Origin of the sequence: Streptococcus criceti HS-6 (assembly GCF_000187975.2) — a bacterium.
Taxonomy (GTDB): domain Bacteria; phylum Bacillota; class Bacilli; order Lactobacillales; family Streptococcaceae; genus Streptococcus; species Streptococcus criceti.
The window spans coordinates 1505639-1522453 of the sequence record NZ_AEUV02000002.1; the positions used below are offsets into that span (position 1 = coordinate 1505639).

The 16815-nt window shown below is 44.3% G+C and carries 13 protein-coding genes and 2 pseudogenes; 10 read left to right on the plus strand and 5 right to left on the minus strand.

Annotated features, from left to right (window positions below):
• Positions 1 to 14: 14 nt before the first annotated feature.
• A pseudogene (locus STRCR_RS12425) lies at positions 15 to 140 on the minus strand (ABC-ATPase domain-containing protein); the annotation flags it as partial.
• Positions 141 to 178: 38 nt separating this feature from the next.
• Positions 179 to 487: an ABC transporter permease gene (locus STRCR_RS11745; protein ID WP_338062896.1), complete on the minus strand. Its 309-nt coding sequence runs from the start codon at positions 485 to 487 to the stop codon at positions 179 to 181.
• A 469-nt stretch (positions 488 to 956) separates the two neighbouring features.
• On the opposite strand from STRCR_RS11745, the gene STRCR_RS07060 reads away from it, so the two are divergent.
• The 8 genes and pseudogenes from STRCR_RS07060 to STRCR_RS11750 all read left to right on the plus strand — a co-directional run bounded on the left by STRCR_RS07060 (position 957) and on the right by STRCR_RS11750 (position 9084).
• Positions 957 to 1772, plus strand: a complete 816-nt coding sequence (locus STRCR_RS07060; RefSeq protein ID WP_004229947.1) for a MerR family transcriptional regulator — start codon at positions 957 to 959, stop codon at positions 1770 to 1772.
• Between the two features lie 69 nt (positions 1773 to 1841).
• Positions 1842 to 2351 carry a DinB family protein gene (locus tag STRCR_RS07065; RefSeq protein ID WP_004228926.1) on the plus strand — a complete coding sequence of 170 codons (510 nt, stop codon included), beginning with the start codon at positions 1842 to 1844 and terminating at the stop codon, positions 2349 to 2351.
• Between the two features lie 40 nt (positions 2352 to 2391).
• Positions 2392 to 2949: a 3'-5' exonuclease gene (locus tag STRCR_RS07070; RefSeq protein WP_004226405.1), complete on the plus strand. Its 558-nt coding sequence runs from the start codon at positions 2392 to 2394 to the stop codon at positions 2947 to 2949.
• A gap of 43 nt (positions 2950 to 2992) precedes the next feature.
• Entirely contained in the window at positions 2993 to 3967 is a 975-nt protein-coding gene (locus STRCR_RS07075; RefSeq protein ID WP_004227081.1) for a zinc-binding dehydrogenase, read from the plus strand.
• Between the two features lie 16 nt (positions 3968 to 3983).
• The gene (locus tag STRCR_RS07080; protein ID WP_004225718.1) at positions 3984 to 5408 is read left to right on the plus strand and encodes a carboxylesterase family protein; all 1425 of its coding nucleotides are present in this window, start codon (positions 3984 to 3986) and stop codon (positions 5406 to 5408) included.
• A 12-nt stretch (positions 5409 to 5420) separates the two neighbouring features.
• Positions 5421 to 6764: a replication-associated recombination protein A gene (locus STRCR_RS07085; RefSeq protein ID WP_004229342.1), complete on the plus strand. Its 1344-nt coding sequence runs from the start codon at positions 5421 to 5423 to the stop codon at positions 6762 to 6764.
• Positions 6765 to 6797: 33 nt separating this feature from the next.
• The gene (locus STRCR_RS07090; protein WP_004226432.1) at positions 6798 to 7676 is read left to right on the plus strand and encodes a DUF5131 family protein; all 879 of its coding nucleotides are present in this window, start codon (positions 6798 to 6800) and stop codon (positions 7674 to 7676) included.
• 117 nt (positions 7677 to 7793) lie between these two features.
• Positions 7794 to 9084 (plus strand): annotated as a pseudogene (locus tag STRCR_RS11750) (IS4 family transposase).
• A 369-nt stretch (positions 9085 to 9453) separates the two neighbouring features.
• Here STRCR_RS11750 and STRCR_RS07110 read toward each other — a convergent pair.
• From STRCR_RS07110 to STRCR_RS07120, 3 genes are read right to left on the minus strand one after another with little or no spacing between them, the layout of a single operon-like run.
• Positions 9454 to 10164 (minus strand): ABC transporter permease, encoded by a 711-nt coding sequence (locus tag STRCR_RS07110; protein WP_004228172.1) that lies wholly within the window; start codon positions 10162 to 10164, stop codon positions 9454 to 9456.
• The gene (locus tag STRCR_RS07115; RefSeq protein WP_004227132.1) at positions 10157 to 10870 is read right to left on the minus strand and encodes an ABC transporter ATP-binding protein; all 714 of its coding nucleotides are present in this window, start codon (positions 10868 to 10870) and stop codon (positions 10157 to 10159) included. Before STRCR_RS07115 ends, STRCR_RS07110 begins: the two co-directional genes overlap by 8 nt.
• 54 nt (positions 10871 to 10924) lie before the next feature.
• Positions 10925 to 11473, minus strand: a complete 549-nt coding sequence (locus STRCR_RS07120; RefSeq protein WP_004225856.1) for a PadR family transcriptional regulator — start codon at positions 11471 to 11473, stop codon at positions 10925 to 10927.
• Between the two features lie 584 nt (positions 11474 to 12057).
• On the opposite strand from STRCR_RS07120, the gene essC reads away from it, so the two are divergent.
• Positions 12058 to 16437 carry a type VII secretion protein EssC gene (gene essC, locus STRCR_RS07125; protein WP_004230063.1) on the plus strand — a complete coding sequence of 1460 codons (4380 nt, stop codon included), beginning with the start codon at positions 12058 to 12060 and terminating at the stop codon, positions 16435 to 16437.
• Positions 16430 to 16789: a hypothetical protein gene (locus STRCR_RS07130; protein WP_004227068.1), complete on the plus strand. Its 360-nt coding sequence runs from the start codon at positions 16430 to 16432 to the stop codon at positions 16787 to 16789. The genes essC and STRCR_RS07130 overlap by 8 nt, the downstream gene beginning before the upstream one ends.
• Positions 16790 to 16815: the final 26 nt, after the last annotated feature.

The following is a 16815-nucleotide window of genomic DNA, read 5'->3' on the forward strand; positions in this document are numbered from 1 at the left end:
TAAGACTCGTACGCTCAGCCAACGGTTGAGGGCTGAGCATAGGGATCAATTTGCCCCAGCTCAATGCAGAAGGTAAATTCATGATAGGCGTAAATCCCACTGATTTGCTTATATGCGCCCCATCCCTTGCCGTCTATCGCCTCTAATTTTTTCTGCTAATCAGTCATGGTCATGCCCCTTACCTTTCTTTTAACCGAAATGTCTTCTGTGCAAGCCATGCTGTTAACAGGATAGATATGACCAGTAGACCAAAGGCGAGCATATAAGCTGAAATTTCATGACTGAAAATAGCTCGGTAACCTTTTTGGAGCCATTCAAAGGAGTTGATCCATGAGATTGCCTGAACGAATCGGGGAGCATGATCCAAGGACCAGAAAATACTGCTGGGTAAAAGCAAAGCAAACATGATTAAATTGGAAAAGGTACTTAAATGCGCTTCGTCTTTTGGAAACTGTGACAAGGCAAAGCCAAATAAACAAAACAGAATAGCACTTTCTGCCTAGATACCTGATTATTGGGCGGTTACACTTCTTTTAATAATTCCTTTAATTGTTTCTTTATAAATTCCAAAAAAGTTTTTTAGTCATGATATAAAAGAAGCTTTTTAAAGTACTATTGCTTCAATTATAAAAAGCAACTGGGAGTTTGACAAGTGATTTGTTTATAGGTGTAAAAATAGAAGAGATATTCATTTCTGCTTGTCAATGGCAAATAATCTTGTTTTCTACCAATCGGTTTGATGAGGACAAAAACTTGGTGATGATGTTGTTTGAAAAAGTGAGTTTTCTTAAGTTGAAATTTTTCAAATCATGAACAGCCTGATGAAGATACTGCATAACAGTCGCCAGTTTCCATGGATAGAATCAAAACGGAAATTTTTAGTATCATTTTCAATTAACTCACCACTTGACTATAACGTAAGGGTATGGTTTAACATATAGTTGAAAGGAGAATGGATGCTTAAGATTACCAATTTTGCCAAGCTAGCTGGAACCACTCGAAGGACTCTTATTTTTTATGACCGAGAGGGTTTATTTAAGCCGGCCTTTATTGATAAGGAGAATGGCTATCGTTATTATGACTATGATCAGCTCTATGAGTTTGATTTTATCAACGGTTTGCGTCAACTCGGTCTTTCGATTGAAGAAATCAAAAAGGTTTTGTCTGAAAAAGATAAAGACATCTTGAATGTATACTTGGCAGATTATCAACTTAAATTGCAACAGGAAATCAAACAGTTGCAGGTATTGGATAATTTGTTAGAGGAACGAAAAACACAAAACTATGATCCGTTTGAAACGCTGCCTTTATATTCCGTAGAAAAGCTTATTCAAAAATCTGAAGAATTCTGGTGTACGGACCGTGAGGTGGACTGTACTCCTGAGGAACTTGCCATTCTTTATGCTGATTTTGTTCATGAGTTGGGAGACTTATCTGCCATGGCAACGGGAAGGAGTGGTTTTATGACCTATCTATCGTCCGAGACTCCAGAAGCTTATATGGATGCTCCTTTCCGCTTTATCAAAGAGACTAGTTCGTATCAAGTCAAAGGTTTTGTGACCAAACTGGAACGCAAAGCGGGGCATTACCTTTCTGTTAAAGTGGAGAATACACTTGAAGGTATCACTAAGGGACTGGAGCTGTTGAAAGGCTATGCGATTGAACACCAACTGACTTTGTCCGATAAACTTTGGCAAATTAATACGGATCCCCAGTTGATTAAAAATGGGAGTTCAAAAGAAGGTGTTTTGCAGTATCAAATTGTAGAATAAGAAGAGGGAAATGTGCGATAGGAACTTGTGTAGGTTATCTTGTCTTATTATATAGAAAAGAGGAAAAACATGAAAACAATTGAACTAGCAATCGATACCTTAGATCGTGCACAAGAGCGTTTTTTGGAAACATTGGAAATAATGACTGTTCAGGAAGCCAATGCCATGCCAAACGATTTAATCAAGTCGGTGACTTGGCTGATTTGGCATAGTAGTCGTATGTTGGATTACCAGATTTCTCCTTTAGCTGGTTTACCAGAACTTTATGAATCCAAAGGCTATAAGGAACGCTTTAACCTTGATTTGCCAGATAATACAGAGGATTGGCATTACACTCCAGAAGAAGCTAAGAAAGTTGTTGTGGAAGATAAGCAAGTTCTAGTGGACTATTTAGTAGAAAGTGTTGAGCGAGCCAAGACTTATTTGGCAAGTGTCAAGGAAGCAGATTTAGAGGATATTATCGATCGCTCTTGGACACCTGCAGTAACCCGAGGCGTCCGTTTGGTGTCCAGCATTGATGACACTATCATGCATTCTGGTCAAGCTGTTTATAGTCGGCGGTTGGTGCTTGGGAAGTAAGTTCAGTTTGACCTAGAAAAAAGAAGTAGGGAGAATCACCTTGGTAAAGCAACTGAAACGACCGCATAAGGGACAGAGTTTATTGCTTGGTCTAGCTGATTATACAGTAGTGGATATTGAGACAACGGGCATGTCTGGAGCTGCGGCAAAAATCATTGAAATTTCAGCTATCCAGGTTCGACAGCATCAGCCGGTCGCAGAATTTTCCATGCTCATTAATCCACATCAAAAATTGACCTATTTTATTAAGCAACTGACTGGTATTACCGATGCTATGCTTGATAGGGCACCTGAGATAGAGGAGGTCTTGGCACAGTTCAAAGATTTTCTCGGTCAGGATGTGATTGTTGGACACAATGTGCATTTTGATGTAAATTTTTTGTATGACAATTTTCTCCATTATCGCAAGGAGTATCTGACCAATGATTTTGTGGACACCTTGCGTTTATCTCGGAAATATCTTGATTTAAGCCGAAATCGTTTGGATGATTTGATTGATTATTATGGTTTTGCCAAACGAGACAAGCACCGCGCGCTTAATGATTGCTTGTTAACCCAACAGGTTTATGAAGTCTTGGCAAAGCAGATAACGAAATAAGGTGTTATGTTACTAATAAAAATAAGAAAGTTGAGGAAAAATCATGAAAGCTATTAAATTAACCGGAAAATGTGAACCGGATGACATGAAACCAGTAGAAGTTGAGAAACCGCAGGTCAAGGAAGGTTATGCCTTGATTCGTGTCAAAGCCTTTGGCGTTAATGAATCGGAAGTGACCAGTCGCAAAGGAGAATCCGATAGTGAATTTTCTTTCCCTCGTATTTTAGGGATTGAAGGAGTAGGAGTCATTGAAGAAGTAGCTCCTACTAGCTCTCTAAAGGTGGGGCAAAAGGTCGCTACCATGATGCAAGGCTTAGGCCGTGCCATTGATGGTTCTTATGCAGAGTATATGCTGGTCAAGGAAGAAAACTTGATTGGCATAGATACAGACCTGTCTTGGGATCTTGTGGGGGCTTTGCCTGAAATGCTACAAACTGCCTACGGTTCCTTGAACAAAGGTTTGCAACTCCAAGAAGGTGATGTCTTATTGATTCGTGGAGGTTCATCAACTGTTGGCTTGATGGCTGCTAGTCTAGCCAAGGAAATGGGGGCAACTGCTATTGCAACCAGCCGGAAAGCGGATAAATTGTCCTTGTTGAGTGAGTTTGGAGCGGATTATCCTGTTTTGGATAATGAAACCTTATCTGATGAAATCGCAAAGATTGCGCCAAATGGAGTCGATAAGGTTCTGGAATTAGTTGGTTTCACCACCCTCTTCCAAGATATGAGTTTTTTACGCAAAGGAGGTTATGCTTGCTTTACAGGAGCATTAGGAGGCCAATGGACCTTACAAGATTTCTCTCCTTATGTCATTCCATCAGGTACCTATTTGACCAGTTATGGTGGAGGCGTACATGATTTACCAAGTCACGTCTTTAATGACATTCTTCAAAAAGTAGAGAACCAAGCCATCAAAGTGCCAATTGCTCAGGTTTATCACGGTTTGGAGGAAGTTGGACAAGCCCATATCAATTTAGAATCCCATCAATTTATCGGTAAACATGTGGTTGTTTTATAAGTAGAAAGGAAAAAGAATGTCTAAACAAAATAAAAAATTTCCAAATGTCAGAGAGTGGTTAGGAGTGCCTTATGCGCGTGCGGAGCGTTTCAAAAAGCCAACTCTTCTCCCTTATGATGCTTCACAGGCTTATGATCAAAGTGGTCCAGCAGCCATGCAAACGGTTAGCGTGAACTGGCTTACCACAGATAAAGGGCTTAGTGAAGACTGTCTGAATTTGAGTATCTGGGCACCGGAAAGGGTGACAGAACCCCTACCAGTTGTGGTCTACACTCATGGTGGTGGCTGGACCATTGGTTCCAATACCCAAGATACCTCTGATTTATCTGGTTTGGTTTCCAGCGGTAAAGTCATTGGAGTAGCCATCAACTATCGTTTAGGAGCTCTTGGTTGGCTTTCCCTTTCCCAATACGGTGGAGCTTTGAAAGATGCAACGAATTTAGGCTTGCAAGATATTGTCGTGGCCCTTCAATGGATCCAAGAAAATATTGCACAATTTGGTGGAGATCCCAAGCAAGTCACCTTAACTGGGCATAGTGCGGGTGCTTACAATTCTCTCGCTTTACTAGGTGTCAAAGGAACCCAGGGACTTTTCCATCGGATTGTCGCTTTTTCTGGTTTCCCATCTCGTTATGTTCCAAGATGGTTTGCGGAAGAATTAGCGGATAGGACACTGAAAAAATTGCAGCTAGATAACCCAGAAGAGTTATTGAGTGTTGATGCAGAAACCTTGCTTAATGCAACCATGAGCTGTCTTGATAAGGATCCCATTCGGCTACATGCTTTGGATAATCGCAATATTGGTATGGTGGCAGATTGGGATTTACCAAATGGCGTCTTCGCTAGGAATCCTTATGAAGTGATCGCTTCAGGTGAGCGCAGTGATATTGACATTTTGATTAGTTCAACCACCTACGAAGTTGGTTGGTATGTGCTTTATGGTGGAAAAGACCTTTCCATTGGTGGCCTAGACGCTTTGGTCGATGAATTGGTTGAGTACTTCCATGTTCCACGCTTGCAGGCGGAAAAGATTGTTCAGTTCCACTATCAGGAAGGTATGCCGTTTGATGAATTGCGCGCTCTCATTTATACGAGCTTCAGTTTTACTTTGCCAGCAACACGTAGTCTGTTAAACCATGCCAAGGCAGGAGGCCGTGCTTACCAATTAAATATTGGTCCAGCTCAAGGGGCTCTAGCTGTCCATGGAACAGAAATGTATGGAATCGTTGGGCAAGAAGCTCCCAATGCCAGTCAGGAACAAAAGGAACGCGATCAATTTGTTAGCCAAACTGTTCTCAATATGGCGTTAGGACAATTTGATCAATTATGGACACCTGTTACGGAGCTGGTAGAAGTCAAAGACATTGGTCAACGTCCTTTTGAGAGCAATACCTATATCCCTGAGATTTTAAATTTATTTGAGGGGGTTCAGAGAACCTAAAAAGGAGAAAAAATGACACAGGCATCGCTTTTTGAACAAGTTATGGAGCAAACTGCCCCTCTTGCCAGTCGCATGCGTCCCACTGATTTGGATCATTTTATTGGACAAAAGCACTTGGTAGGGGAGGGGAAGTTCCTGCGGGACATGATTGAGCGGGATACCATTTCCTCCATGATTTTCTGGGGACCACCCGGGGTCGGTAAGACAACCTTGGCTGAGATTATTGCGAAAACAACTCATTCTAAGTTTGTAACCTTTTCTGCGGTTATGAATGGAATTAAGGAAATCCGCACCATTATGAACCAAGCCGAAGAAAACCGGAAATTGGGGGAGCGGACCATTGTTTTTATCGATGAAATCCATCGCTTCAATAAAGCACAACAAGATGCCTTTTTACCTTATGTTGAAAAGGGCAGTATTATTCTCATTGGGGCCACAACCGAAAATCCTTCTTTTGAGGTGAATTCTGCTCTCTTATCACGGACTAGAGTTTTTGTCTTGAAACAATTAACCAAGGAAGATTTGGTTGATTTGTTACAGCAAACCTTAGCCAGTCCCCAAGCTTTTCCTGATTTAACTGTTCAAGCCTCAAGGGATATTTTAGAGCAAATTGCTATTTATGCCAATGGCGATGCCCGCTCGGCTCTCAATACCTTGGAAATGCTGATTATCAATAGTGAAGCCCAAGACCAGACGGTCATCTTAACGCAGGACTTTCTGGAAGATTTGCTGGGCAAAAAGACTCTCTACTATGACAAGGATGGTGAAGAGCACTATAATATTATCTCTGCTCTTCATAAATCCATGCGAAATAGTGATGTTGATTCAGCTATTTATTGGTTGGGACGGATGATTGATGGTGGAGAAGACCCCATCTATATTGCCAGACGTTTGATTCGATTTGCTAGTGAGGATATTGGCTTGGCGGACAACAATGCTCTGAATTTAGCCATCAATGTCTTTCAAGCCTGCCGCTATATCGGCTTGCCCGAATGTGATGTCCATCTAACCCAATGTGTGATTTATTTATCCTTAGCACCTAAGTCCAATGCAACTTATAAGGCGAGAACAGCTGTTCAAAGGGATATCAAACAAACCATCAATGAACCTGTTCCTTTGCACTTACGCAATGCGACAACCAAACTCATGAAAGAAGTTGGCTATGGCAAAGGGTATCAGTTGGCGCACTTTTATGAAGACAAACTCACCACTATGCCAACCCGACCAGATAGCATAGCGGACCATGTTTATTATCAGCCAACAGAAGAAGGCAATGAAAGCAAAATCAAAGCAAGACTACAGTATATAAAAGACTGGAAAGCCGGTCATACAACCCATTTTGACCCAGGAGAGTAGGAATAGAAGTTCAGATGAGATAAGGAGGATGCCATGCATGACACTTGGAACCCTTGGCACGGCTGTCGTAAAGTCAGTGAGGGTTGTAACAATTGCTACATGTATTATTTGGACCATCTAAGAGGGAAAGACGGCAGACAGATTTACCGAACCAAACTGGATTTTACCTATCCCTTGCAGAAAGATAGGCAGGGAAACTATAAGGTTAAGTCGGGAGAGATGCTCCGTGTCTGTATGACCTCTGACTTTTTCTTAGAAGAGGCAGATGAGTGGAGAGAGGAAGTTTGGAATATAATCTGGCAGCGACCAGATGTCAAATTTTGGCTTTTAACCAAACGTCCTGAGCGCGTACGTGACTGTTTACCCAAAGATTGGGGAGATGGTTGGGAAAATGTCATGCTCAATGTCTCCTGTGAAAATCAAAAGCGGGCTGATGAACGAATCCCTCTTTTACTCGATTTACCCTTCAAGCATAAGGGAATCATGTGCGCCCCACTCTTAGGTCCCATAGACATCAAGGAGTATCTTGCCACCGGGCAATTAGAACAAGTCAATTGTGGAGGCGAAAACTATGGAGGAGCCAGACCCTGTCACTATGAATGGGTCAAACAACTAAGTGAGGAGTGCCGTGCTTTTGATGTCCTCTTTGCTTTCGTTGAAACTGGGACAAACTTTGTCAAAGATGGGAAAACCTATCACCTACCAAATAAACGCCTCCAAAGTCAGATGGCTTTCAAGTCCAACCTCAGTCATAAAGGAAAGCCGATTCAGTTTAAGCTATTTGACAGTCTAGGCTTGCCTTTAGCAGAGGAAGAGTTACATAAACCAACTTTCAAAGATAGATGCCAAGAATGTGGCATTCGGATTATCTGCAATGGCTATGACAAGGCCTGTGATGTGACAAGGGGATAAAGGAGCAAAAAGAGGCTGAGACAAAAGTCCAATGTCATTAAGTTAAGAGACACTATTTCGTTTTAAGGATAGCGTCCCTTTTTTTTCTGTGCTAAACTAAGGTCAAAGGGGGGGATGATGTTGACCACAATCAAAAACAACCTGTTGGACAGTATTCAAACCATCAGTGACCAACGCCATCAATTTGTCACTCATCCTGACAAGACCCTTACTCGCAACAGAGCCTTAACTTTCGACACGTTTCTTCGCACCATTCTAAGTATGGGAGGTCAGTCATTGGCCAAAGAATTGCTCGACACTCATCTATCGGTTTCTAATGCCGCCTTCGTCCAGAGACGCTATGCTATAAACTCTAGGACTTTCTATGAACTCTTTCGTGACTTTACAGTTAAAATTCCTCAAGCCGATACGATACCGGTTTTAGCTGTAGATAGCAGTGATGTCTGTATTCCCAGAAATCCCAATGATGGCTCAACGATCATACGGACTCATAAATCTGGCCGATCCTATAATGTCATCCACCTTAATGCCCTATTTGATCTCCATCGCGGCATTTATGTCGATGTCTGCTCTCAGGATAAACGACAGGCTATGAGCAAGTCTGGCTTGATTCACATGATGCAGGCCTCTCCCTTTCCAGACAGCCCTCTTGATCATGGATCGCGGTTATGAGAGCCATAACCTTATGGCTCATTGTCAGGAAAAGAACTGGTTTTACATCATGCGGATCAAAGATGGAAAAATGGGGATAAAGTCAGGGCTAGACTTGCCTCAGTCGTCTTCTTTTGATGTAGACTGTCGGCTTAAACTCTGTCGGAAACAAACCAAAGAATGGAAACATGATTACAAAGCTTATCCCAATCAGTATCGCTATATTCCTTATTCGGCAACCTTTGATTTCTTACCAGCTAAAAATCGAAAAAAGAATCCTGCACAGGTCTATGAGCTAGCGTTTCGGGTCGTCCGGCTTAAGATTTCTTCTGGTCATTATGAAACATTACTCACCAATACGGACTATCCCCCTGACCAACTTAAAAAGCTCTATGCCAGCAGATGGGGCATAGAGACCAGTTTTTGTGACCTAAAATACAGTATCGGCCTGGTTAACTTTCACGCTAAAAAGAAGGAAGGGATTCTCCAAGAACTGTTGACCAGAGTTATCAACTATAATTTTTGTCAATGGCTGGTATCGGCTATCCCCATCAAACCGTCTCGCGGCCAATACAGCTATAAGATCTGTTTCTCTGATGCCGCTTATGGCTGTCGCCAATTCTTTAGGGGAATCTTGTCTTCCTTCCAGTTGGAAGCTTTTCTGAGACGGCATGTTTCTGTCATCCGACCGAATCGCTCATTTGACCGACGACTACGAGCGCAATCTTCCGTAAGCTTCACCTATAGAGTACCATAATTTCAACGACTTAGGGGATAATCTCTTCTTTAGTGTACACAAAAATAACCAGCCGAGGGCCGAAACGGTGACATCGCAGACTCTCAGTTGGTTAATAGAAACTAGTCTTAGCTTAACTTAATGACATTGGAAAAAAGTGAATGGCGCTTTTTTGGATCTAAAAAATGACAGTCAGCAAATAGCCACTGAGACTCGTACAATCAGCCCTCAGCAATGGTTGAGGGCTGAGCATAGGGATAATTTGCCCCAGCTCAATGCAGAAGGTAAATTCATGATAGGCGTAAATCCCACTGATTTGCTTATATGCGCCCCATCCCTTGCCGTCTATCGCCTCTAATTTTTTCTGCTAATCAGTCATGGTCATGCCCCTTACCTTTCTTTTAACCGAAATGTCTTCTGTGCAAGCCATGACGCTAAGAGAACAGATGTGACCAGTAGACCAAAGGCGAGCATATAAGCTGAAATTTCATGACTGAAAATAGCTCGGTAACCTTTTTGGAGCCATTCAAAGGGGTTAATCCATGAGATTGCCTGAACGAATCGGGGAGCATGATCCAAGGACCAGAAAATACTACTTGGTAAAAGCAAAGCAAACATGGTTAAGTTAGTAAAGGTACTTAAGTGCGCTTCGTCTTTTGGAAACCGTGACAAGACAAAGCTAAATAAACTAAACAGGACAGCTTCTGTCAAAAATAGAGGAACGAAGGACAATATTCCCCCAAAGGTTATTGCTAGTGAAAACAATTTAACCTCAATGCTTAAGAGCAGCAGAGCAATGATACTGGCCAGCAATGCCTGACTGAGAACAATGCCACTTAGATACTTCCAGATAGAAAAGGGGGTGACAGACAGCAATTCAAATACGCCCCGCTTTCTTTGCGAAAAGATGGAGAAGGACTGTGTAATGCAGGCCTGACAAAAAATACTAAAGGTTATGATACCAAAGAGAGTGTCTGCGCCTAGCGTGACTTTAAAATAGTGAAGTCCGATAATAAAGGCCAAGGGCAGGCAAATCGACCAGAATAAGAGGACAATGTCCTTTAAGCTGTTTTTTAATGAAATGGTGAATACATTAAACATGAGTGTCCTCCTTATTGGCTGTTAATTCGTAGAATAATTCTTCTAGGTTCGTGACCTGATAGTTTCTAATTAGTTCATCGGGATCCCCGCTTTCTAAGATGGTTCCTTCGTGAAGAAACATTACGCGATCGGCTATATTCTTAATTTCAGTCATATCATGGGAAGCAAAAAGTACAGTCTTTCCATCTTGTTTTAACCGTTGAATCATCTGCTGAACCTCTCTTTGTCCGCTTGGGTCAAGACCGGCCGAGGGTTCATCCAGTATCACCAAGTCTGGCTGGTGAATCGTGGTAATGATAATTGCCAGTCTTTTTTGCTGCCCCAGTGACAATTTGGCAGCCTTGGTTTTCCTTGCTTCATAGAGATTGTGTTCTTTTAGTAACTGCTCAATCTCATCTTCAGACAAAGAAACAGCGTAAAAGGTTGCAAATAATTTGAGGTTATCAATAATATTCAGCGCTTCAAAGAAGGGTGTTGTCTGCAGCTGGGCGCCAACCTTTTTATTAAAGTCTGGCATTCCAGAGCTGATCTGCCCCTTGTCAGGATTAATAATTCCAAGCAGGAGCCGAATGGTGGTTGTTTTCCCAGCTCCGTTTTTTCCTAGTAGGGCAAGGATCTCATTTTCTTTGATGGTAAAGTTCATATCCTTGATGATTTTGCGATCTCTAAACTGCTTGTAAACATGATGAAATTCAATTAGATTCATAGTATTCTCCTTTGTATAATCAACTTTGACTATATTGGTAAAAAGAAAGTCGGTCTAAGACTCGTCTTTTTGCCGACTCAAGATAGTCAGAGTTTTATCGATTAGCTCGATTTGAGACCTGACCGTCTCAAACATATGTTCAAAAATAATTTGCGTGAGTTCTGGAATATGATTGCCCATTGATTTTTTCTTACTGTCCATCCCCTTACTTAACATATCATATTCCATTTCAAGCTGCTCCTTGTTTTTTTTCAGGTCGTCCATTGCTTCTTGCAGAGGAAGCTGGTCGACAAAAGAGAGGCCGGTGTAAAGCTGCGTAGGGTAGTGAATTTTGTCAGCTGTTAGACATTCTTTGACGAGTTCGATTTGGTACTTTCTCCCTGATTCTGTTATTTTGTAAATGGCCTTTTGTCTGTTTCCGTTAGCTTCGAGACTCTCGATTTCAATGTAGCCATCTCTTTCGAGTTTCCGCAGGGCATTGTAAATGGATCCAGGTAACACCCCCGCCCACCTCTGTGTATCGCTGATCTCTAATAGTGATTTAATATCGTAACCAGACATGGGTTTTACATTTAAAATAGCCAGAACTAAAAGCTTAATCACTCAATAACCTCCTTTGTTTATTCAACGTTGAACATTTATAGCTTAGCAATTTCTTTCTTAGATGTCAAGATATAAAAGTTAAATCTTAAAACCAAAATTCAAATAAACTCTTAAAGCAGTAGTGGATAATGAGTCTAACTCCTTTGAGTTTTTACCCTGCCACTTTATTCAATCCACGTTTTGACTTTATGTGAGAGGTTATTATCTTCTTTTTATGATGCCTGAAATCCTAATATGGTGATGATACATCGCAGCGTTCTAGCGGTCTTTTGGGGTAATGACATTTTTCAGTCAACCTCTGAAACAAAATTGTAATTATTTGTCATCAAAAACCCCTTGATTTTTTTTTTTCAATAAGATACTATATAAGTGTCTTTAGGAAAGAAAAAATGAAGTCTGGTGAGATACCGGCATTGGCTGCCGACTCATTAGCTTGACGAGTACCAAGTCGTATGGCCTCGTCAGTCAGAAACAAAATCATAGCGGGCTTGAAGGGAGCAGGAAGGGACAGTCCCCCTTCCTGCTTTTATCATGCCAGCGAAACGCTCTCTATCTTTGAATAGAAAAGGAATGTACCAACAACCATGGAGATCATCGTCCTTCGTAAGACCTACCGTCAGGTCTTGACGGTCCCTAAAACAGGTGCCCTGCGCCTCAGTGATCAGCTCAGTCTCTCACAGACCAGTGAGGGGGTGGCCTATCACACGAAAGAAAAAACGGCTCCCCTAACGACAGCCATTCGTCTAGGGGATCTCGTCGTTTATCCCCAGCCGAATAACCGACGCCGTTACAGCATCGTTGGCCTGTCCCGTGTGGCTGTAAGCATGCAGCCAGGCAGTAACCTTTCGTCGGGAAGTCAGGTCATTAGCCTGCTGCTAACCAAGGCTGATAAAGGCAGCTGGCAGCTTCGCAATTTCGGGGCGCCCATCTACCTCAATAACCATCTCACTAGCCAACACCAAGCCCTGCCCTTCGGGGCAGAGGTGGCCTTTGGCAACAGCCTGCTCAAAGTCTTTCCCAAGGAAATTTGGGTTTCCGGTGCTGTCAAAAATGAGACCTTACTGGAGGTCGCTGATTCTGCTTATCACTACTACGATGGCTACCCAGATTACCACCGCTCGCCACGCTTAATCTACCATTTTAATGACGATCGGCTAACGGTCACCGCGCCGCCACAAGAGCCCCATAAACCACGCAATGAGCTGCTTCGGATGCTGGTGCCGCCTCTGGTCATGATCGGGGTGGTTATCCTGATTACCGTCTTTCAGCCGCGGGGGCTCTATATCCTCATGTCCGTGGCCATGAGCATCGTGACCGCTGTCTTCTCTGTTCAGAACTACTTTCGCAATAAGCGGGAGTACAAGCAGAGCTTGGCGGATCGGATCTCGGCTTACCGGGCCTACCTCTCTGACAAGTCCATTCAGCTGACCCAGCTTTCAAATACCCAGCGCCGCTGGCAGTCTTATCACTATCCGACGATTCAGGAATTGGATAGCTTAGTGCAGGAGTTCTCCCGCCGTATTTATGAAAAGATTCCCCAAGACGAAGACTTTCTCTCCTACCGTTTAGGCTTGGGAGAGGTACCGACCAGCTATCGGTTAGACTACTCTCAACAAGAGCGATCGGGGGTTAAGGATCCTCTGGAAGAAGAAGGGTTTGCCCTCTATGAGGCCCACAAAACCTTGACAGATATGCCGGTTCTGGCCACGCTCAAAAACGGCCCAGTCGGCTATGTTGGTGAGCGTTCGCTCGTACTGGAGCAGCTCCAGCTCCTCGTTTACCAGTTAGCTGTCTTTCAGTCTTACCATGATGTTCAGTTTATCACGATTATGCCTGAGGCCGAAAAAGACCAGTGGCAGTGGCTGCGTTGGCTGCCCCACGCCACCTTGCAGGACATCAACGTCCGCGGTTTTATCTATAATGAACGCACCCGCGATCAAATCCTCAACCGGCTGATGGAGATCTTAAGGCAGCGTGAGCTCCAACAAAAAGAAGCTGGGGCCAATCAAGAGTTGCTCCACCTGCCCCACTATGTGGTGCTGGTGACGGATGCCAGCTTAATCAGGGATCATGTCATCATGGAGTTCTTCGCCAAAGACCCGACCGCCTTGGGCTGCAGCTTGATCTTTGTGCAGGCTACCATCCGTTCCCTGCCGGAGAATGTCCAGACGGTCATCCACCTGAAAGACCAAGCGACTGGCGAGCTGGTCATGGCAGAGAGGCGTGTCAAGGAGCAGACTTTTACGCTGGATCATTTTCCAGAAGGGTACGACAAAGAGCGGATCAGCCGCCGGCTGGCCCCCCTCAATCACCTCGAAACCCTTAAATCTGCTATTCCAAACTCGGTTACTTTTCTGGAGATGTACCAAGTCGACAGGGTTGAGGAGTTAGGAATTTTCGAGCGCTGGCAATCTCACTCTCCGCACAACTCCTTGGCTGTTCCGTTAGGTTTGCGCGGAGGTGAGGATTATGTTAAGCTAGATTTGCATGAGCGGGCGCACGGACCGCATGGCTTGATTGCTGGGACCACTGGTTCTGGGAAATCCGAGCTGATCCAGTCCTATATCCTCTCTCTAGCGGTTAATTTCCATCCGCACGATGTGGCCTTTCTCTTGATTGACTATAAGGGTGGGGGCATGGCCAATCTCTTTAAAGACCTGCCTCATGTCTTAGGAACCATCACCAACTTGGATGGCAACCAGTCCATGCGGGCCTTGGCATCGATCCGAGCGGAGAATGAGCGCCGGCAGCGCCTCTTTAATGAAGCGGGGGTCAACCATATCCACGCCTATCAGAAGAAGTACGAGCAGGGGGACGTCTCAGAACCCCTGCCCCATCTCATCATCATCAGTGATGAGTTTGCGGAATTAAAAAGTGAGCAGCCCGATTTCATCACGCAGTTAGTATCAACGGCTCGGGTCGGGCGTTCCTTGGGTGTCAATCTCATTCTGGCGACCCAGAAACCCGCCGGGGTGGTCAATGACCAAATTTGGTCCAACTCCAACTTTCGGATTGCCCTTAAGGTGGCGGATAAGGCCGACTCACAGGAAATGTTACACACGCCGGATGCGGCTACTATCACTCAAGCGGGACGGGCTTATTTGCAGGTGGGAAATAACGAGGTTTATGAGCTCTTTCAAAGTGCTTGGTCAGGGGCGGATTACCAGCCCGATAAGGAAGATCAGGGCATAGAAGATCATACGATTTTTGCCATCAATGAGCTAGGGCAGTACGAGGCGCTCAATCAGGACCTTTCAGGGCTTGATGACGCGAGTGATATCCGTGAAGTGCCGACAGAGCTGGAGGCTGTGGTCCAGCATATCCAGCAGGTGACCCAAGAAAAGCACATCGCACAGCTATCTCAGCCTTGGCTGCCGCCGTTGGAGGAAAAAATCTACCTAGAGAAAGTCGATTTCCAAAAGGCATGGTCAAAAAAGGCAGTGAGCGCTTTACAATTTACCATTGGCCTTGCGGATATGCCCTACGCCCAAAAGCAAGAAGAGGTCAGCATCGATCTTATCAGTGATGGGCATGTAGCCCTTTTTGGCGGCCCAAGTACGGGGAAGACGACCTTTTTACAAACCGCTATTCTTGATCTCATTCGGCATTACTCGCCGGAGGATTTGGAACTGTATTTGGTCGATTTTGGAACCAATGGGTTATCAAACTTCCAAAGCTTCCCACAAGTTGCCGACAGTTTCTCTCTCGATCGGACGGATAAACTGCTGAAATTGATCCAACGCCTGAAATCTATCCGAAGTCACCGTAAACGGTTATTAGCCAGAGCGGGTGTTGCGACCTTGAGCCTCTATGAGGAACTGACGGGTGAAAAACTGTCCCATGTCGTGGTGGTGTTAGATAATTATGATGCCATGAAAAATGAAAGTTTTGAGACAACACTGGTTAATGAATTGATTGTATTGGCCCGTGAGGGTATTGCTTTAGGGATGCATTTGATGCTGACGGCAGGGCGCCAGCTCAACGTTCGGATTGCCTTGCACTCCAACATTAACACCCAGTTAGTCTTACATCAAAATGATGCCAGTGACGTGACCAATGTAGTGGGCAGCACGCCTTATCGCCACATGGACGCTATCAAAGGTCGAGGGCTGATGGCTCGAGAAAAGGCTGTCGATGTGGTGCAATTCTACCTGCCTGTAGCTGCGGCGAACTCTATGGCTCTCTTGCAGACTTTGAAGGCTGAGGCTGAGCAGATGTGGCAGGCTTGGTCAGGTGTCCTACCCAAGGCTATTCCAATGGTTCCTGATATCTTGGTGCTTGAGGAATTCCGCCGACGTCAAGACTACCAGCAAGCCGTGCAGGATGGCCACTTGGCCTTGGGCTTGCATAAGGATACAGTAGAGCTGATCAGCTGGAAACGTCGTCAGTCTAATCTGCTCTATCTGAGCAATGATCAGGAACATCAGGGACTGTTCTTGGATTATGCCTTGGATAATCTGGACTTAGCGGATGAACAGGTTTTTGTGTTTGCTCCGCCTTTGCATCTTTTACCAGAGGATGATCGCTATGAGCTGGTTTCGGATATCAAAGAGATTAGCGAGCTGCTGGAGGCAAGTGAGTTCCGCTTAAAAGAAAAATTCAAGGCACAAGATACCCAAAAGGAGAACCTCTTTGTTTTTTATGATTTTGCCAATTTGATTTCCCAGCTGGATCGCAAGGTCCAGCACCACTTGACCTATATTTTGGATAAGGGCCGTCAGGCTGGCTATAGCAGCCTGATCTTATCTGATACGGGGCTGGCCACTAGGATTGATGTGGCTAGTAAATTTGTCAAGACCACCAAGCAAATGGTCTTTGATATGAAGCTTGGGGAACAAAGTCTTTTGACCCCAAGCAACAAGCCCAAACAAGAACCGCCGCTAGGTTTCCAAGAGCAATGGTATTTAGAGGACAAAAAAGCATCTAAATTACAAGTGACTTATATAGGAGAAGATAATGAGTGATCATGATAAAGCCGCTTTAAAAGCGCAAATCAGTGAGGCAGAAGGGTTATCGGCTATGGCTGCCGCAAAAGCAGAGGCTATTCAGCGAGCGATTGCCTTAGTCGCGAGTGCTGAGACTAAGGTGGAGTGGACACCTAAGAGCCACTCTAATATCAAAGAAACCTATAAATTAGCCGGTAAGCCCTATGCCGATATGTCGGACGATGAAGAAGAGATCGCTAATACTGCCAGCACGGACTTGGACGGGAAGCGTGAGGAACTGCTGGAGGACTTGCAGAGTGCCTATTCAGCGGCAAGCGCTAAGGCGTCAGCGGCACGCTCCCGCGTCGCCTCCCTCAAGGCCCAGCTTTAGTTAGATATCAAAGAAAAGGAGGACAT